The following is a 17,909-nucleotide window of genomic DNA, read 5'->3' as shown; positions in this document are numbered from 1 at the left end:
ACAAGACTAAGCAGTTATTTCAGCTCTTGGCGGAATATTGCTGAACCCTTCACGCCAAGGGGCCAACCACGACATCGCGGGCATGTACACCCCGGATCCACGGCCCTAACCTGGCGCTCCCGCGACCGGGACAGGGAGCCCATGACGAAGGCTGTCTTCACCACCTCGGAAGGCTCGGCGTATGACGACCAGCCCGAGGTGCGTTACCACTTCCCGCGCACCTATCTGCGGCAGGTGGAGGCCGCCGTCGATGAGCTGATCGTCTACTACGAGCCCCGCAGGGCCAGTGGACCGACGAGCAGGAACGGGCGGCAGGCGTACTTCGCCGTAGCGAAGGTCCACGGCGTGGAAGAGGACAGGACGCAGCCCGATCACTTCTACGCGCTCATCGAGGACTTCCTCGAGTTCGACCACCCCGTGCCCTTCCGGGAGGGTGACCACTACTACGAGGAGGCCCTGCGCAAGGCGGATGGCAGCACGAACAGGGGCGCCTTCCAACGGTCCGTCCGGCCCATTAAGGACTCGGAGTTCGAGCTCATCACACGTCTGGGTTTCCGCCGGGACTACGCCCCCTGGGAGATGCCCGTCCCTGGTGTCGCGGAACCACCTCCTGTCTACCCGGAGCGTCCGCTGGAGCAACTGGTCGTCTCACGGCCATTCCGGGACGACGCCTTCCGACACAACGTGCGCCGCGCCTACTCCCAGACCTGCGCGATCTCCGGCTTGCGGCTCATCAACGGCGGCGGGCGGCCAGAGGTCCAGGCGGCGCACATCCAGCCCGTGGCGTCCCATGGCCCCGACTCCGTCCGCAACGGACTGGCACTAACGGGCACCGTGCATTGGATGTTCGACCGGGGCCTCATCTCCATCGACGACGACCACCGCGTCCTGATTGCGACCCGTGGCATCCCCGAAGACCTCGGCCGGCTCGTCCAGCCGCACCGCCAGCTGCGGCTGCCGGAGCGCCCGGAATGGCGGCCCCACCCCAGCTATCTGAGGTGGCACCGAGAACACGTCTTCAAGGGATGACAGCGAACCTCACGGCCCCTGCGGTCCAGGGCTCGCGTTGCCGCCGTCGGTGACGTAGCGCCACTGGCCGTCGGCCTGCCGGCGCCAGACGGTGAGGTACTTCACGTGGTCCACTTCGGGCTGGCCCTTCTCGTCCTTGCCCGTGGCGATGGCGCGGCCCACCGTGTACGCGAGGTCGCCGGAGCCCGCCGCGTCACCCAGCACCGGCTCCCAGCGCAGGTCGATGGTCTCCAGCGTGAACGGCGCGTACGCCTTCGCGACGGCCTCATGGCCGAAGATGCCGGCGGATCCGAGCGGCATCACCGCGTCCTCCGCGGCCCAGGCGGCGAAGGCCTTGCCCATGCCCTCGGTCGTGGACATGGCGGAGAACGCGCTGTCCGCGGCCTTCGCCTCCTCCAGCACCTTCGCGGGCGCCAGCGCGCGCGGCTCCGGCGCCGGCAGCGTGGAGGACGGCGCGAAGCCCGCGGGCGGCGTCATCGGCGTCTTGGCGGCGTTGAGCACCGCCACCGCCACGCGCCACTGCCCGTCCGGCTGGCGCTTCCACGCGGTGATGTAGCGCGCGATCGGCCGCACCGACGTGCCCCCCGACTCCACGGACACGTTGCCCACCGCGTACCCCAGCGTCCCATCCGCGCTCACGTCCCAGCGCACGGGCGCCCAGCGCACCTTGCCCTCCGCCTCCAGCGGATGCGCGGCCAGCCACGCGCGGATGGCCTCCCTGCCCTTCTGCGCGTACACGCCGTCCACCAGCAGCACCGCGTCGTCCGCGACGAAGTCCGCGAACGCCTGCGCCGAACCGGCCTTCTGCGCCGCGTCCGACATGGCCTGGTCCGCCGCACGCAACCCCGCGCGCTGGTCCTCCAACGACTGCCGCGCCGCCACCGCCTGCGCCCCCGGCCCGGAGGCCTTCGCCCCCCCACACCCCAGGGTCCCCAACGCCGCGAAGACGAGCGCGCCCGCGAACATCCGTTTCATGTGCTGGCTTCCTTTCGTGAAACACCGGGCCCGCGCCATACACGTAAACACGGGATTCCGCTCGCCTCGTGTCCCGGGGCGATCCAGGAATGATGCGTTTCTACAATTAGAAGGGAATTTCTCCTCACCGTGAAAGGAATCCCTCGAATGGATGGACGTAACGGAAGGACCGGCGGCGCCCGGCTGCTGCCGCTGACGGCGCTGCTGCTGGCCACCGGGTGTGAGCCGCGCACCGCGACGCCTCCGGCGCCGGAAGGCCCCACCACGTCAGTGAAGAAGCTGGGGGCGGGCAGCCTCTCCGCCACCGTGCGCAGGACGGCGCACGGCATCCCCCACGTGCTGGCGGACGACTTCGCGGGCGTGGGCTACGGCTACGGCTACGCGTTCGCGCAGGACAACCTCTGCGCGCTGATGGACGCGCTGGTGACGGTGAACGCCGAGCGCTCGCGCTACTTCGGGCCGGACGGCACGTACCTGGCCGCGCTGGGCAGCCAGTACAACAACCTGAAGAGTGACTTCTTCTACCAGGCCATCAACGACGACGGCACGGTGGAGGCGCTGCTGGCGAAGCCGCCGCCCCTGGGCCCGTCCCAGGACGTGCGCGAGCTGGTGCGCGGCTACACGGCGGGCATCAACCGCTACCTGGCGGACACCGGCGTGGACGCGCTGCCGGACCCGCGCTGCAAGGGCGCGGCCTGGGTGCGCCCCATCACCGAGCGCGACCTGTACCGGCGCTACTACCAGCTCAGCCTCTTCGCCAGCTCGCTCTTCTTCCTGGACGCGCTGGTGGACGCGAAGCCCCCGTCCCTGCTGCCGGACGGCACGCTGCCCCTGCCGCTGCCCGCGCCCGCCACGCTGGACCGCAAGGTGTTCCCCAGTTCGGAGACGCTGGGCCTGGGCAGCAACGCCTTCGGCCTGGGCAGTCAGGCCACGCGCAACGGCAAGGGCATGCTGCTGGCCAACCCGCACTTCCCCTGGGAGGGCTCGGAGCGCTTCTACGAGGCCCACCTCACGGTGCCGGGCAAGCTCAACGTCTCCGGCGTGAGCCTGCTGGGCGTACCCGCCATCCTCATCGGCCACAACGAGACGCTGGCCTGGAGCCACACCGTCTCCACCGCGTACCGCTTCACCCCCTTCGAGCTGAAGCTCATCCCGGGCTTCCCCACGAAGTACCTGTACGACGGCCAGATTCGCGAGATGACGACCCGCACCGTCACGGTGCAGGCGAAGGCAGCGGACGGGTCGCTCACGGCGCGCCAGCACACCTTCTACCGTTCGCACCTGGGCCCGATGCTGGAGTACCCGTCCGGCCTGATGACCTGGAACGGCCTCACCGCCTACGCGTTCCATGACGCCAACGCCTCCAACCTGCGCCTCCTGGACGCCTTCTTCGCCATGGACCGCGCAGCGAACGTGGACGAACTGCGCACGGCGCAGAACACCTGGCAGGGCATCCCGTGGGTGAACACCATCGCCACGGACGCGCAGGGCCGCGCGTACTACGCGGACATGAGCGTGGTGCCGCACGTCACGGACGCGAAGCTCGCGCGCTGCGTGCTGTCCCCCATCCCGCTGCTGGTGCTCGCGAGCGCGGGGCTGCCGGTGCTGGACGGCTCGCGCTCCGACTGCGCGCTGGGCAGCGACGCGGACGCGGTGGAGCCGGGCATCTTCGGCCCGGGCAGCCTGCCGCGCCTCACCCGCGCCGACTACGTCACCAACTCCAACGACAGCTACTGGCTGCCCAACCCCGCCCAGCCGCTCACCGGCTTCCCGCGCATCCTCGGCGGTGAGAAGAACGTGCGCAGCCTGCGCACCCGCCTGGGCCTGAAGATGGTGCAGGGCCGCATCGCGGGCACGGACGGCCTGGAGGGACAGGGCTTCACGCTGGAGCAGCTCCAGACGGTGATGTTCAACAACCGCAACTACTCCGGAGAGCTGCTGCGCGACGCCGCGGTGGCGCTGTGCCGCCGCACGCCCTTCGTGCTGATGCCGGACCTCACCTTCGAGGACCTGCGCCCCGCCTGCCCCGTGCTGGCCGCGTGGGACCTGAAGGGCGACCTGGACAGCCGGGGCGAACTGCTCTGGCGCGTGTTCCTCTTCACCGCGGTGGGTGTCACGGGCGGACCGTACGTGGTGCCCTTCAACGCGAACGACCCCGTCAACACGCCGCGCACGCTCAACACGCTGAACCCGCAGGTGGCCCAGGCACTGGGCACCGCCATCCGCACGCTGCGCGAGCGCGGCATCGCCCTGGACGCGACGACGGGCTCCGTGCAGGGCAAGCGCAAGAACGGCATCTTCTACCCGGTGCACGGCTGCGCCCACGACGAGGGCTGCTTCAATCAAATCGCCAACCAGCTCCTGCCGGACGGCACGTATGAGCCTGTCCTGGGCTCCAGCTTCGTCATGGCCGTGTCCTTCACGGACGCAGGGCCCGTGGCGAAGTCCGTGCTCACGTACTCCCAGTCCACCAACCCGGCCTCGCCCTATTACGCGGACCAGACGGCCATGTTCTCCCAGAAGCAGTGGGTGGACCGCCGCTACACGGAGGCGGAGATCGCCGCGGACCCGGCGCTGACCGTCACGCACCTCCAGGAATAGTCAAAGCCAGACAGCGGGGCTTTCGCGGCCCGGTGCCCCTTCCCGTGAAACACGGGGAGAGGCGCCGAGCCGCGGTGTTTTCAGCCCTTCGCGGGCGTGGCCTGGATGTCCAGCTCGATGTCCACCTTCTCGCCAATGAGCCAGCCGCCGTTGTCCAGCGCCCGGTTCCACTGGATGCCGAAGTCGGAGCGCTGCAGCGACGTGCGCGCCGAGTACAGCAGCCGCGACTGGCCCCAGGGGTCCTGCGTGGTGGCCAGGTGGCGCACCTCCAGGAGCAGCGGGCGCGTCACCCGGCGCAGCGTCAGCTCTCCCTGGAGCTGGAAGGCGGTGCCGCCCGTGGCGTGCGACTGGCTGGCCCGGAAGGTGATGAGCGGGGCGGCCTCCGCGTCCAGGAACTCCGGCGAGCGCAGGTGCGCGTCCCGCTCCGGGTTCCCCGTGTAGATGCTCGCGGCCTCCACCCGCACGTCCACCTCGCCCTGCAGCGGGGACTGAGGATCCGCCTTCAGCGTGCCGGACACGCGTTCGAAGCGGCCGTGCACGCGGGCGACCACCATGTGACGGGCAATGAAGAGCACGGCCGAATGGGCCGGATCGATGTTCCACGACGGAAGGGACATGGGAGGGGGCTCGCGGGGGGACGCGTGAAGAATGCTCGCGCCGGAAAGTAGCAATGCCATCACAAATCCGCAGCGCTCAGTGCATGCCCAGACGCGCGGTGCGACCCGAAAACGCGTCTGTTCAACGCACTTTCCGAGGTCTCAAGAGTCCCCATTATTCGCATTTGATAAAGTTTGTCAGGCCAATCCCCGAAAGGCAGCATTCACTATGGGTGAAATATGGATTCCCTCCAGGCGGCGCACTCCCGCGCCCCTTTCCGGGATTCCCACCCGAGGAGCTCCTCGTGAAGATGCTTCGTTGGAGTGCGGCGGCGCTGGCGCTGTTCGTCGTGGGCTGCGGTCCCGTGGAGGAGCAGCCGCTGACGCCCGAGCCCGCTGCGCTGGAGACGCAGGAGGCGGAGCTGGCGACCCGGACCTGCACGAACAGCCTGGGCTGCCGGGAGGCGTGTACCTGCCAGGGCGGCTACTGCGTTCCGGACGGGTTCGGTCCGCCGCCGCCCGCCGGTTACTGTGACCAGGCGCCCGTGCGCGCCTGCTCCACGGGCTCGGACTGCGCGTCCGGGTGCAACTGCGTGGGCAACGTCTGCGTCAATGGCGGCTTCAGCCCGCCCGCCAACTGCCTGCTGGCGCCTCCGGATTCATACGAGAGCGACAACACGCACACCTCCGCGTCCTCGTACCTGGGCACGCCGCAGCTCGACCACTCCTTCCACCGCCAGAACGACGTGGACTGGGTGCTGGTCGCCACGCCCATCAACCAGGTGATGACGGTGGAGACCTACAACCTGCGCAACGGCCCGTGGATGCGCATCGACATCTACGCGTACAACTACGCCACCCGCACGCTGGGCTCGCTCGTGGGCAGCACGTCCAGCACCGTCTGCTCGCAGCTCACCCCGTCCTGCTTCGTCTACCGCGCGACGGCGAACGTCGTGGCGAATGGCGTCTACGCGGTGAAGATCACCGACGCGCGCAACCGGCCGTCGGGCGACGACTACACGCCCACCGCGAAGTACGACCTGAAGATGTACTGAGCCCCAGCGCCTTCAGTCGCGGGGCGGCAGGTCGTCCGCCGTCCCGTCGATGACGCGCTTCGCGATGGCGAAGGAGAAGCCCGCGCGGGCGAGCGCCGCCAGGTCCTTCCTGCGGTTCTCCACGCGCGTGCTCGGGTCGCGCCGGAAGGGGCCCAGCCGCTTCTTGCGCGCCCAGATGCGGGCGGCGGCGTCTTCCGGCACGTCCTGGGTGGCCTCCGCCAGCTTCTCCTGCACCAGCTCCGGCGCCACGCCCTTCATGCGCAGCTTCTGGGTGATGACGCGCGCGCTGCGGCCGGACGCGCGCAGCGAGTGCACGCGCGTCTCCGCGTAGGTCCGGTCGTTGATGAGGCCGTTGCGGATGAGCTTCTCCGCCAGCGTGTCCACCCAGCCCACGGCCTCCGCGCGGTCGGTGCCGTGGAACTTCACGGAGCGGTCCACCCGGCGCATCAGCACGCGCTTGAGCTGGCTCACCGTGGCCGCGTACCGCTTGAGGTAGTGCAGCGCCGCGTTCTCCAGGTAGCGCGGCGACACCTTCCGGGGCGGCTTCGGCTTGCGAGGCTCCCGGCGGCGCTCCGAGTCCCTGTCGGTGGGGTCATCCATGGCGGGACAGCTCTACCACCGGGGTCCGACGCTGGGGGACGCGTCCGCCGCCCCTCCGGGTGGGCCGCCCGGGGCCCGTCCGCCCGGCGGGCCTCCACGAAGGCCCGTCATGACGCCGCCTGCTCCCGCGCGTAGTGCGTGGGGGGCAGGCCGACGTGGCGGGTGAAGGCCACGCTGAAGGTGCTCGCGGAGCTGTAGCCGACCTGCTCCGCGACCTCGGCGACGGTGACCTCCTTCTTGCGCCGCAGCAGGTCCTTCGCCTGGGCCATGCGCCAGCCGAGCAGGTACTCCATCGGGGCCATGCCCACCGCGCGGCTGAAGCGCTCGAAGAACGCGGAGCGGGACAGCGCGGCCTCCTTCGCCAGCTGCGCCACGGTCCATGCGTGGGTCGGGTGCTCGTGCATCCGGCGGATGGCCACGGACAGGCGCTCGTCGGAGAGGCCGCGCAGGAGGCCCGGCGACGCCTCGACGCCCGCCGTGGAGCGGAGCGCTTCGATGAGCAGCACCTCCATGAGGCGGGCGAGGATGACGTCGCGCGCGGGCCGCCGTTCACGCGATTCCTCCCGCAACAGCTCCACGAGGGTGGTGAGCCGCTGCTCGCCGCGGACGTGCACGAACTGCGGAAGGAGCGACACGAGCAGGCTCGCGTCCGGAGAGGCGAAGGTGCAGTACCCCACCATCAACCGGACATCGGGCGGGCCATGGTGGACGCCGTTCCGGATTTCACCATCGGGCAACACGATGCGCGGGGTCTCATGTCTTCCCTTCGGCGGCTCGATGCTCGTCGTCGTGAAGTTGAACGCCGCGGGAACCAGGACGAAGTCTCCCTTCTCGAGGATGACCGGCTCGCGCCCTTCGATGGCGAGGCGGCTGCTCCCCATGAGGACCGCGCAATAGAAGGGCCGCCCATTCTCCGCGCGCCGGACCCTCCACTTGCCCGCGCCGCTGACGAACTTCGAGAACGGAGCGCCCGGCTGGAGCAGCGAGACCACTTCCGCGAGGGGATCGACCATGACCGGACTCCTGCGAATGAAATCTGGACTCCCTGTTGTAGCAGGTCCGGTTCCCGCTCCGTATATCCGTCACCGAAGCCACCCTGCCAGGAGACGCCATGAAGACGATTCTGATCACCGGATGCTCGTCCGGATTCGGCCTCGACACCGCCCGCCACTTCCTCGAACACGGCTGGAAGGTCATCGCCACGATGCGCAAGCCCCGCGAGGACGTGCTGCCCCGCTCCGAGCACCTGCGCGTGCTCCCGCTGGATGTCACCGACCCGGCGAGCATCCGCAAGCTGGTGGAGGATGCCGGCCCCATCGACGTGCTGGTCAACAACGCGGGCGTGGGCCTGATGGGCGTCTTCGAGGGCACGTCCATGGAGACGGTCCGCGGCACCTTCGAAACGAACCTGTTTGGAGCGATGACCGTGACCCAGGCGTTCCTGCCTCAATTCCGGCAGCAGAAGTCGGGGGTCATCGTGAACGTCTCGTCGGGGACGACGCTGAGGCCGCTCCCGCTGCTCTCCGTCTACAGCGCGAGCAAGGCGGCGCTCAACACGTTCACGGAGTCCCTCGCGCTGGAGCTCCAGCCCTTCGGCGTGCGGGTGGGCCTGGTGATTCCGGGTCGCTCGCCGGAGACACCCTTCGCCCAGAACGCCCAGTCCCGGGGGCAGGACCAGGGCGTCACCGTCCCCGAAGCCTACGCCGGCTTCGTGCGGAGCATCTTCGAGCAGAGGACGGCGCACGCCTCGGGACCGGTCACCCGGTCCGCGGACGTGGTGGAGGCCATCTGGCGCGTGGTGAACGACCCGTCCGCCCCGCTCCGCCTGCCCGCGGGTGCGGACGCCGTGGAGATGGCCAGGACACGCCCCTAGAATGGCGGCATGCGCGTCTCCTTTGTCGATCTGCCGCGCGGCCATTCGTCGTGCGGTCAGAACCCCGATATCAGGAGCCCCCCCATGCGCTTCATGCTCATCCCCCGCCCCTCCACCCTCGAGCCCACGCACTCGGACGCACCCTTCGACGAGGCCGTCTTCATCGCGCAGATGAAGTTCAACGAGGAGATGCACAAGGCCGGCGTGCTCGTCGCCTCGGAAGGCCTCAGCCCTTCCCCGGGCGCGCACGTCGTCTTCAAGGACGGCAAGTCCACCGTGAAGGATGGCCCCTTCGCGGAGACCAAGGAGCTCATCGGCGGCTTCTACGTGCTGGAGGTGAAGTCGAAGGAGGAGGCCATCGAGTGGGCCCGCCGCTATCCGGGCGGCATGGGCAATGACGACGTGATGGAGGTCCGCCCCCTCACCGGCGCGGGAGACATCCCGCCGGAGCTGGTGAAGCTCATCGAGAAGGTGGCGCCCACCTGGAGCCAGACCTTCAAGTCGTCGTGATGAACGGCGGCTAGAGTCCGGGCCATGACCTCCGCCACGCCTTCACTGGTCTCGTCCGCTCCGTGGGCCCAACGTGCGCTGAGGCGCTTCGTTCCGGTGGTGGGGGTCCTCGGGCTGCTGTCGCTGGTCACCTACTACCGGATGCACCCGGACCTGCCGTTCATCCGGTCGGACGGCTACGGCTACCACCTCTACCTCACGGCCGCCTTCGTCCAGCACGACCTGTCCTTCCGCACCGAGGCCGCCGAGTGGGGCGCGGACCTGGACTACAACATGGGTCTCACGCGGGACGAGACCACCGGCCGCTACCTGAACCGCTTCCCTCCGGGTCAGGCCCTGTTGATGCTGCCCGCCTTCCTGGCCGCGCACTTCAGCGCGCCGCTGCTGGGGTTCCGCCAGGACGGCTTCTCGCTGCCCTACCACTTCGCGGCGGCGCTCAACGGACTGTGCGCGCTGCTCATCGGGCTGACGCTGCTGAAGAGGGCCCTGGAAGCGCTCTTCCCCGCCGGGGTGGTGCTGGCGCTGCTCGTCGCGTACGAGCTCTTCCTGATGGTGCGCTACTGGCAGGACCGGCTGCCGGGAGACCGGACCACGTGGGCCCAGTACCGGAGCCTCTTCACGCTCCCGTAGAGCGCCTCCCCGCCCGCCCTGCATGGGAGGAGGAGGCCCACCGGACCCTCCCCGTCCCACACACGTCTATACTGCGGCGCGCATGTCCACCCTGCCCGCCCCCGCCCTCGAAGCGTCCTCGGCCCCGGCGTCCGTGCGCTTCCAGGGGCTGTGGCTCTTCTCGCCCCGGGCGGACCTGAGCATCCTCGTGCTGCCCACGCTGGTGATGCTCTTCTCCGTGTGGCTCGCGAGCCTCACCGGCGAGGACTCGCAGGGGTTCGCCCAGAGCATTGGCCGGTGGACGTCGCAGTACGTCTTCTTCAACGGCACGCACGTCATCCTCACCTTCCTGCTGGTGGGCACGCGGCGCGAGTTGCTGCACACCACGCCCAACCAATCCCGGCTGCTTGTGGGCGGAGGGGCGGCGGTGTTCGTGCTCACCACCGGGCTGCTCTGGTACGGAGACGCGCACGCGCCGCTCCTCGCGCTGCTGCTGGGCGGGAGCATCCACGTCCTCGCCGCGCACCACACGCTGTCGCAGGTGAAGGGGCTGTGGGCGCTGCACGGCCTGAGGGCCCGCGCCGCGGGCGCCCCGCCCCTCTCCGAAGCCGAGCGCACGCTCCAGCGCCAGTTCGTCCCCATCGCGCTGACGCTGATGATGATCCGCTCGCTGGCCCTGCCCCTCACCAGCGCCCTGGGCTCGCGGCCGATGATCAACATCGGGCAGGCGGAAGGCGGCTCGCTGCCATACGGCCTCACCTGGGTGCTGCTCGCGGTCTGGGGCGTCTTCGCCGTGAAGCTGCTGCTCGCGCTGCGCGGACCTCCGGGACAGAGCGGGCCCCGGTGCGTGTACGTCCTGGCGCACGTGGCGGTGGTGGCGGTGTACCTCGTGTGGCCGCGGTGGGGCACCATCCTGACCGCGGGCATCCACGGCCTGGAGTACTTCTTCCTCACCGGCCGCATGCTCCAGCCCACGCCCGCGGAGACCACGACCCGCCTGCGCGGCCCACGCGTGTGGGCGGCGATGCTGGCCGTGATGGCCCCCAGCATCCTGGTGGGCGTGGCCAACAGCCCCTTCGTCACCCTGGTGGACGGCGTCACGCAGGGCGCGGCCACGGCCTTCTTCCTGAGCCAGCAGCCGCTGTGGTCGCTGGGGCTCATGGCCACCAACGGGGTGGTGCTGGCGCACTACTTCGCGGACGCGTTCCTCTACCGCTTCCGCATCCCCCGCGTGCGCGAGGTGACGCTCCCCCGCCTGGGCCTGGGCTGAAGCCTCCCCGCCCGCCCTCCAGGCATCGCCCAAGCCGCGCCTTTCCCCCAGCCGCCCGGGAGGGTAAGCACCAGGGCGTGAAGAACCCGGCCGTCGAAAACCTCCCGCCCCCGTCCGACACCGACACGGCTCCGCCGCCCGACGTCTCCGTGGAGGACGTGCGCCGCGCCACGGCGCTCCTGAGCACGCTCGCCGAGCACCGCGTGCTCCTGCACCACCTGCCCCCGGAGGACCACCACGCGCTGATGGCCGCCGCGGGCCGGCTCATCCACCCCGACAAGGCCACGAAGTCGCGGATGGTGAACGCGCTCCGCAAGGAGAAGAAGGACGTGCTGCGCGCCAACGACCGCGCGGTGCGCTCCAGCACGGAGATCCGCGTGCTGCGCAAGGCGCCGGTGCTCTCCCTGCCCGCGCTGCCCCCGCCGCCTCCGGAGGCCACGCCGGAGCGCCTGCTGGAGGTGCCGCGCAAGTGCTACGTGTGCAAGGTGGAGTTCCGCAAGGTCCACTTCTTCTACGACGCCATGTGCATCCCGTGCGGGGACCTGAACTACGCCCGGCGCACGCAGCGCGCGGACCTCACCGGCCAGGTGGCGCTCATCACCGGCGCGCGGGTGAAGATTGGCTTCCAGGCGTCGCTGATGCTGCTGCGCTCGGGGGCCACGGTCATCGCCACCACGCGCTTCCCCCAGGACGCGGTGCACCGCTACGCGCGCGAGCCGGACTTCGCGGACTGGGCCCACCGGCTCCACGTGCACGGGCTGGACCTGCGTCACGCTCCCAGCGTGGAGCTGTTCGCGCGCCACATCGAACAGACGCACGAGCGGCTGGACATCCTCATCAACAACGCCGCGCAGACCGTGCGCCGTCCGCCGGGCTTCTACCAGCACCTGTTGGACGGAGAGCTGCGCGGCGTGGACCCACGGCTGCGCCCGCTGCTCGCGGGGCATGAGGCCTGCGTCGCCGCGCTCCGGCCCGCGCTGGGCCCCGGTGACATGGGGAACACGTCACTGCCCGTGGCGACCTGGCGCAGCAGCGACCCGGCGCTGGGCATCCACTCCTCCGCCGCGCTGTCGCTGCTCCCCTACGCCATGGAGCAGGAGGGCGACACGCAAGCCCTCTTCCCGGAAGGCAGGCTGGACGCGGACCTCCAGCAGGTGGACCTGCGCGCCACGAACTCCTGGCGCCTCAAGCTGTCGGAGGTGCGCACCGCGGAGATGCTGGAGGTGCACCTGGTGAACGCGGTGGCGCCCTTCATCCTGTGCGGCAAGCTGAAGCCGCTGATGCTCAAGGACCGCTCGAAGCCGGGCCACATCGTCAACGTGTCCGCCATGGAGGGCAGCTTCAGCCGCTGGACGAAGACGGACCGGCACCCGCACACCAACATGGCCAAGGCCGCGCTGAACATGATGACGCTCACCTCCGCACCGGACTACGCGCGGGACAACATCTTCATGAACGCGGCGGACACCGGCTGGGTGACGGACGAAGACCCCGCGCAGCACGCCGAGCGCAAGGTGCAGGAGCTGGACTTCCAGCCCCCGCTGGACATCGTGGACGGGGCCGCGCGCGTGGTGGACCCCATCATCACCGCCGTGAACACCGGCGAATACGTCTGGGGCAACTTCTTCAAGGACTACCGCCCCACGGACTGGTGAGCCTCCGAGCCTTTCAGCGCAGCGCGCCCCAGTTGTAGGTCGCGTTGCTCCCGCCGGTCAGCACGCGCCAGTACGTGCTGTAATACCCATACGTGTCCTTGATGGCCTTGTAGTTGCTGGACACGTTCCAGTCGTTGGGGCTCGTCGTGCCCAGGTTGTAGACGAGCGAGTCGCCCCAGATGGAGTAGAGGGCCCACGGGCGCGCGTCCAACTCGGACACCGTGCCGTAGCGGCTGTCACCCCAGCGCACCGGCAGCTTGTCCGTCTCCGCCAGCATGCGCGGTTTGTTGTAGCCCCCGAGCCCCGTGTAGAACTGCGCCGGGAAGTAGGGATTGCCGTGGTAGATGTCCACGCCCACCACGTCCACGCGGTCGTTGCCCGGGTAGTAGTTCCACGGGTCCCCGCCGTAGGTGCCGTCCCACTCGTACGGCGACCAGACGAAGATGAGGTTCTTCAGACCGCGCGTCTTCACCAGGTAGTCGTGCGTGATGTTCCAGAGCTGCTTGTACTGGGCCGGGTCCTGGTTCGCCCACCAGAACGGTGACGCGCTCCCCTTCTTGTTCATCTCGTGGAAGGGGCGGTACAGCACCGGCACGCCCTGCTGCTGGAGGTACGCGAGCTTGTCCGCCGCGAAGGACAAGTCCCTCAGCAGCGCCTGGTACTCCGCCGTGTTGGCCTGCCAGTTGATGACCCGGCCGAACCAGTTGGAGTCCATCCACGACTGCCGGAAGTTGTTCGGCCAGCTCTTCACCGGCGCGCCCGGATAGGACATGTGGAAGCTGAACCCCACGATGCCCTCGCCGTAGATGAAGCGGTCGCGCGCGAAGCCCACCGCGTAGTCCACGTAGGCTTCCGCGTAGGTGTCGCGGTAGTTGCCCGGCCCGAAGTCGAACTCCACGAAGCCCGGGCGGCGGCCGGAGAGGTCCCCCACCTTCACCCAGTACTCGCCCGCGTAGGCCTCCTTCTGGGCCTCGCAGTGCTGGCCCATGATGGTCTGCTTCGTCCCGCCGTTGCGGCTGTTGTTCTCCAGGTCCGTCAGCAGGTTGTAGACCTTCTGCGCCTGCGCCGAGGGGCCCGGCGTGCTCAGCGTCCGGGACACCTGGGCGCTCGCGCTGCCCGCGACCAGGCACAACACCAGCGCCGCCAGCAGGTGAAAGAGGGATGGCTTCGGGGGGATGTGCATCACGCGGGGACCTCCAGTGGCTGTCCGGGGAGCGGCCAGGGTGCCACCGCCCGCGCATGAATTGCACGGATTTCAGCTTAGGCAAATCTGTCCACCGGCGTGCGGGCGGGTTCGCAAGGCCCTGGATTCACTGCCAAAGGGCCGGGCCGGTGGTATCAAGCACGCCACCATGCCTGAAACGCCTTCGCCCCTGTTCAACGCGGTCCCCGTGGAGATGGACTTCCCGGCCGAGGAGCGCCGCATCCTGGCCTTCTGGAAGGAGCGCGGCATCTTCGAGAAATCGCTCAAGGCGAACGAAGGCAAGCCTCCCTTCGTCTTCTACGAAGGCCCGCCCACCGCGAACGGCCTGCCCCACAACGGCCACGTCCTCACGCGCGTCATCAAGGACCTGTTCCCGCGCTACCAGACCATGCGGGGCCACTACGTGCCGCGCAAGGCGGGCTGGGACACGCACGGCCTGCCGGTGGAGGTGGAGGTGGAGAAGGAGCTCCGCATCCACGGCAAGGCGGAGATTGAAAAGTACGGCGTGGAGCCCTTCACGGAGCGCTGCATCGAGTCCGTGTTCCGCTACACCTCCGAGTGGGAGCGGCTGACCCAGCGCATCGGCTTCTGGGTGGACCTCAACGAGGCCTACGTCACCTATCACCGCGGCTTCGTGCAGAGCGTGTGGTGGGCGCTCTCCGAGCTCTACAAGAAGGGCCTGCTGTACCAGGGCCACAAGGTGGTCTGGTGGTGGCCACGCGGCGGCACCGCGCTGTCCGCGGCCGAGGTGGGCCTGGGCTACAAGACGGTGGACGACCCCAGCGTCTACGTGGCCTTCCCGCTGCGCGATGCGCCGGACACGTCGCTGCTCATCTGGACGACGACGCCCTGGACGCTGCCGTCCAACATGTACGCGGCCGTGAACCCGAACGTGGACTACGTCACGGTGGACGCGGGCGACCGCAAGCTCATCCTCGCCGCCGCGCTGCGCGAGGAGCTGGCCAAGAAGCTGAAGAAGGACCTGCCCGTGCTGTCCACGCAGAAGGGCAGCGACCTGGTCGGCAAGCGTTACACGCCGCCCTTCGACACGTACTTCGCGAAGGAGGCGGACGCCACGCTGCCCCTGAAGGACGGCGGGCAGGACACGGTGGGCTGGCGCGTGATTCCGGCGGACTTCGTCACGCTGGACAGCGGCACGGGCATCGTCCACACGGCGCCCGCTTTCGGCGAGGACGACTACAAGGCCTACCGCAAGGACGCCACGCGCTTCGCGGATCCGGAAGCGCTGCAGATGCGCTGCGCGGTGAAGCCGGACGGCACGTTCTCCGAGGAGGTGCCGCTCGTCACCGGCAAGTTCGTGAAGGACGCGGACAAGGACCTGCAGCGCAACCTGAAGGAGCGCGGGCTGCTCATCCACACGGAGCAGTACCGCCACGAGTACCCCTTCTGCTGGCGCGCGGACGAAGACCCGCTCATCCAGTACGCCCGCCCCGCCTGGTACATCCGCACCACCTCCGTCATCGAGCAGGCCAAGGCGAACAACCAGCAGGTCAACTGGGTCCCGGAGAACATCAAGGACGGCCGCTTCGGCGACTTCCTCGCCAACAACGTGGACTGGGCCCTGTCGCGCGAGCGCTACTGGGGCACGCCGCTGCCCTTGTGGATCCACTCCGAAACGGGTGAGACGGAGGCGGTCTCCTCCATCGCGGAGCTGCGCCAGAAGCCGGGCAACAACGTGGCCGCCGTGGAGGCGGAGCTGAAGGCGTTCCTCGCCGGCAAGCCGCATGAGGCCAACGCGGAGCACCTGCTGGTCCACAAGCCGTGGATCGACAAGGTCACGTACGAGAAGGCCGGCGCCAGCGGGAAGTTCCAGCGCGTCCCCGAAGTGGTGGACGTGTGGTTCGACTCCGGCTGCATGCCCTTCGCGCAGTGGGGCTTCCCGCACGCGGAAGGCAGCAAGGAGACCTTCAACCGCGCGTTCCCGGCGGACTTCATCTCGGAGGCCATCGACCAGACGCGCGGCTGGTTCTACTCGCTGCTGATGGTCAGCACGCTCCTCTTCGACGAGGAGACGCAGAAGCGCATGGGCCTGACGCCGAAGCGTGAGTGGCCCATGCCGTACAAGAGCTGCATCGTGCTCGGCCACGTCTCCGACAAGGAGGGCAAGAAGGAGTCCAAGTCCAAGGGCAACTACACCCCGCCGGAGATCATCCTGGACGAGGTGCGCATGGACTTCGCCGTGCTCACCGCCACGGAGGCCGGCGTCCCCGCTGAAGCTGGCGTGGCGCTCATCGCGCGTGAGGACCTGGAGGGCCTGGACACGCAGGAGGGCGCCAAGGTGCAGCTCTTCCGCCCGGACCGGCCCCAGCAGCCCGTCACGGTGACGGTGAAGGTGCACAAGAAGCTCAAGCGCCGCGTGGTGCTGCTGGCGCCGCAGGAGCTCCAGCAACTGGACGTGAAGCCCTCCGCGCGCGGCGTGGACGTGATGCCGGTGGAGGTGCCCCGGCTGGCGGCCACCGAGCGCGTGGTGCTCAAGGACCCCGCCACCAAGGCGCCGGGCGCGGACGCGTTCCGGTGGTTCTTCTACGCGGCGAGCCCCACCTGGTCCAACACGCGCCACTCGCTGGCGAACGTGCGGCTGTTGCAGAAGGACTTCCAGGTCAAGCTGCGCAACGTCTACTCGTTCTTCACCATCTACGCGAACATCGACGGGTTCAACCCGGCGAAGGGCACCGCCAGCAGCACGGAGGCCCCGTGGCTGGCCATCCGCAAGAGCCAGGGCTGGCGCGAGGTGAAGGCCCGGCCGGTGCTGGACCGGTGGATCCTCTCCGAGGTGCAGCTCACCCTGCGCGACGTGGCCAAGGCGCTGGACACGTACCAGGTCTACGACGCGGCCCAGCGGATGGTGGCGCTGGTGGACGCGCTGTCCAACTGGTACCTGCGCCGCAGCCGCGAGCGCTTCTGGGCGCCGGGCTTCGAGCAGGACAAGCAGGACGCGTACTTCACGCTCTACGAAGCCCTGACGACCATCACCGCCATGTCCGCCCCGTTCATCCCGTTCTTCGCGGACGAGATGTGGGGCAACCTGGTGGGCAAGCCGTGGGGCGCGGCGCAGCCGGAGAGCGTGCACCTGGCGAGCTTCCCGGACGTGGACTCGAGCCTCATCGACGAGGGGCTGGCCGCGGAGATGGGCGCCGTGCGCGAGCTGGTGTCGCTGGGCCTCAAGGTCCGCACGGACAACCGGCTCAAGGTGCGCCAGCCGCTGTCGCGCGCGGACGTCATCCTGTCGCGCCGCGAGCTGACGGAGCGCGTGGCGGTGTACCAGGCGCTCATCAGCGACGAGCTGAACGTGCACACCGTGAAGCTGGTGGAGCCGGGCAGCCCGGAGGCGGACGTGGTGCGCTACCGCGTGCGTCCCAACCTGCGCGCCATGGGCAGCCGGCTGGGCCCCAAGCTCGCGCCGGTGCGCAAGGCGTTCGACGCGGGCGACGGCCGCGCCCTGCACCAGGAGCTGCTGACGACGGGCAAGGTGGCCCTGAACGTGGGCGGCGAGGACATGGTCTTCCCCGCCGAGGAGCTGGAGACCCTGGTCGAGGCGCAGCCGGGCTACGCCGCCGCGGGCGGGAACGTGGGCGTGGTGGTGATGCACACGCAGCTCACCGAGGCCCTGGTGGACGAAGGCCTGGTGCGCGAGCTGCTGGCGCGCGTGCAGGGTTCCCGCAAGGACATGAACCTGGGCTACACCGACCGCATCCGCCTGTGGGTGGACGGCGATGACCGCGTGAAGCGCGTCGTCGACGCCGCCCGCGATGAGATCGCCCGCGAGACGCTCGCCTCCGAGATCCACGTGGGCCCCGAGGGGCTCACCGGCTCGGAGGAGGAGGCCAGCCTCAACGGCCTTCCGGCGAAGCTCCGCGTCGAGCGCGCCTGACCCCGGACCTCCGGAGAGCAAGGCAAGAAGGCTCCGGGTA

At 69.3% G+C, this 17,909-nt stretch carries 14 protein-coding genes; 9 read left to right on the top strand and 5 right to left on the bottom strand.

The features are described from left to right. Positions 1-141 precede the first annotated feature (141 nt). The gene (locus tag JYJ93_RS10110) at positions 142-1,029 is read left to right on the top strand and encodes an HNH endonuclease (RefSeq protein WP_206788689.1); all 888 of its coding nucleotides are present in this window, start codon (positions 142-144) and stop codon (positions 1,027-1,029) included. Positions 1,030-1,038: 9 nt separating this feature from the next. Here JYJ93_RS10110 and JYJ93_RS10105 read toward each other — a convergent pair whose 3' ends face one another. Continuing rightward, the gene (locus JYJ93_RS10105) at positions 1,039-2,004 is read right to left on the bottom strand and encodes a DUF4440 domain-containing protein (protein ID WP_206788687.1); all 966 of its coding nucleotides are present in this window, start codon (positions 2,002-2,004) and stop codon (positions 1,039-1,041) included. A gap of 147 nt (positions 2,005-2,151) precedes the next feature. Here JYJ93_RS10105 and JYJ93_RS10100 point away from each other — a divergent pair, with 147 nt between their 5' ends. Further along, a complete protein-coding gene (locus tag JYJ93_RS10100) occupies positions 2,152-4,605 on the top strand; it encodes an acylase (protein WP_206788683.1) in 2,454 nt (817 codons plus the stop codon). 80 nt (positions 4,606-4,685) lie between these two features. Here JYJ93_RS10100 and JYJ93_RS10095 read toward each other — a convergent pair whose 3' ends face one another. Then, positions 4,686-5,222 (bottom strand): YceI family protein, encoded by a 537-nt coding sequence (locus tag JYJ93_RS10095; protein ID WP_206788682.1) that lies wholly within the window; start codon positions 5,220-5,222, stop codon positions 4,686-4,688. Positions 5,223-5,506: 284 nt separating this feature from the next. Between JYJ93_RS10095 and JYJ93_RS10090 the strand changes: the two genes are divergently transcribed. Next, on the top strand, positions 5,507-6,256 hold the full coding sequence (locus JYJ93_RS10090) for a hypothetical protein (RefSeq protein WP_206788680.1): 750 nt from the start codon (positions 5,507-5,509) through the stop codon (positions 6,254-6,256). A 12-nt stretch (positions 6,257-6,268) separates the two neighbouring features. Here JYJ93_RS10090 and JYJ93_RS10085 read toward each other — a convergent pair whose 3' ends face one another. Further along, the gene (locus JYJ93_RS10085) at positions 6,269-6,856 is read right to left on the bottom strand and encodes a regulatory protein RecX (RefSeq protein WP_206788678.1); all 588 of its coding nucleotides are present in this window, start codon (positions 6,854-6,856) and stop codon (positions 6,269-6,271) included. Positions 6,857-6,963: 107 nt separating this feature from the next. Beyond that, positions 6,964-7,869 (bottom strand): AraC family transcriptional regulator, encoded by a 906-nt coding sequence (locus JYJ93_RS10080; RefSeq protein WP_206788677.1) that lies wholly within the window; start codon positions 7,867-7,869, stop codon positions 6,964-6,966. Between the two features lie 98 nt (positions 7,870-7,967). On the opposite strand from JYJ93_RS10080, the gene JYJ93_RS10075 reads away from it, so the two are divergent. The 5 genes from JYJ93_RS10075 to JYJ93_RS10055 all read left to right on the top strand — a co-directional run bounded on the left by JYJ93_RS10075 (position 7,968) and on the right by JYJ93_RS10055 (position 12,773). Then, on the top strand, positions 7,968-8,729 hold the full coding sequence (locus JYJ93_RS10075) for an SDR family oxidoreductase (RefSeq protein ID WP_206788675.1): 762 nt from the start codon (positions 7,968-7,970) through the stop codon (positions 8,727-8,729). Between the two features lie 84 nt (positions 8,730-8,813). Further along, entirely contained in the window at positions 8,814-9,239 is a 426-nt protein-coding gene (locus JYJ93_RS10070) for a YciI family protein (protein ID WP_206788673.1), read from the top strand. Between the two features lie 24 nt (positions 9,240-9,263). Further along, positions 9,264-9,869 (top strand): hypothetical protein, encoded by a 606-nt coding sequence (locus JYJ93_RS10065; RefSeq protein WP_206788670.1) that lies wholly within the window; start codon positions 9,264-9,266, stop codon positions 9,867-9,869. 82 nt (positions 9,870-9,951) lie between these two features. Beyond that, positions 9,952-11,118 carry a hypothetical protein gene (locus JYJ93_RS10060; RefSeq protein ID WP_206788668.1) on the top strand — a complete coding sequence of 389 codons (1,167 nt, stop codon included), beginning with the start codon at positions 9,952-9,954 and terminating at the stop codon, positions 11,116-11,118. Between the two features lie 77 nt (positions 11,119-11,195). Beyond that, a complete protein-coding gene (locus tag JYJ93_RS10055; protein WP_206788666.1) occupies positions 11,196-12,773 on the top strand; it encodes an SDR family oxidoreductase in 1,578 nt (525 codons plus the stop codon). 13 nt (positions 12,774-12,786) lie between these two features. On the opposite strand, the gene JYJ93_RS10050 is transcribed toward JYJ93_RS10055, so the two are convergent. After that, positions 12,787-13,956: a glycosyl hydrolase gene (locus JYJ93_RS10050; RefSeq protein ID WP_242544296.1), complete on the bottom strand. Its 1,170-nt coding sequence runs from the start codon at positions 13,954-13,956 to the stop codon at positions 12,787-12,789. A 169-nt stretch (positions 13,957-14,125) separates the two neighbouring features. On the opposite strand from JYJ93_RS10050, the gene ileS reads away from it, so the two are divergent. Then, positions 14,126-17,869: an isoleucine--tRNA ligase gene (ileS, locus tag JYJ93_RS10045; protein WP_206788661.1), complete on the top strand. Its 3,744-nt coding sequence runs from the start codon at positions 14,126-14,128 to the stop codon at positions 17,867-17,869. Positions 17,870-17,909 lie beyond the last annotated feature (40 nt).

Origin of the sequence: Corallococcus sp. NCSPR001 (assembly GCF_017309135.1) — a bacterium.
Lineage (GTDB): Bacteria > Myxococcota > Myxococcia > Myxococcales > Myxococcaceae > Corallococcus.
This window is presented reverse-complemented; position numbering and strand designations above follow the sequence as displayed.

What these genes read in the sequence shown, in the direction of transcription:
- JYJ93_RS10110 (WP_206788689.1), top strand. Translation starts at nt 142, where the DNA reads ATGACGAAGGCTGTCTTCACCACCTCGGAAGGCTCGGCGTATGACGAC.
- JYJ93_RS10105 (WP_206788687.1), bottom strand. Translation starts at nt 2,004, where the DNA reads ATGAAACGGATGTTCGCGGGCGCGCTCGTCTTCGCGGCGTTGGGGACC.
- JYJ93_RS10100 (WP_206788683.1), top strand. Translation starts at nt 2,152, where the DNA reads ATGGATGGACGTAACGGAAGGACCGGCGGCGCCCGGCTGCTGCCGCTG.
- JYJ93_RS10095 (WP_206788682.1), bottom strand. Translation starts at nt 5,222, where the DNA reads ATGTCCCTTCCGTCGTGGAACATCGATCCGGCCCATTCGGCCGTGCTC.
- JYJ93_RS10085 (WP_206788678.1), bottom strand. Translation starts at nt 6,856, where the DNA reads ATGGATGACCCCACCGACAGGGACTCGGAGCGCCGCCGGGAGCCTCGC.
- JYJ93_RS10080 (WP_206788677.1), bottom strand. Translation starts at nt 7,869, where the DNA reads ATGGTCGATCCCCTCGCGGAAGTGGTCTCGCTGCTCCAGCCGGGCGCT.
- JYJ93_RS10075 (WP_206788675.1), top strand. Translation starts at nt 7,968, where the DNA reads ATGAAGACGATTCTGATCACCGGATGCTCGTCCGGATTCGGCCTCGAC.
- JYJ93_RS10070 (WP_206788673.1), top strand. Translation starts at nt 8,814, where the DNA reads ATGCGCTTCATGCTCATCCCCCGCCCCTCCACCCTCGAGCCCACGCAC.
- JYJ93_RS10065 (WP_206788670.1), top strand. Translation starts at nt 9,264, where the DNA reads ATGACCTCCGCCACGCCTTCACTGGTCTCGTCCGCTCCGTGGGCCCAA.
- JYJ93_RS10060 (WP_206788668.1), top strand. Translation starts at nt 9,952, where the DNA reads ATGTCCACCCTGCCCGCCCCCGCCCTCGAAGCGTCCTCGGCCCCGGCG.
- JYJ93_RS10050 (WP_242544296.1), bottom strand. Translation starts at nt 13,956, where the DNA reads ATGCACATCCCCCCGAAGCCATCCCTCTTTCACCTGCTGGCGGCGCTG.
- ileS (WP_206788661.1), top strand. Translation starts at nt 14,126, where the DNA reads ATGCCTGAAACGCCTTCGCCCCTGTTCAACGCGGTCCCCGTGGAGATG.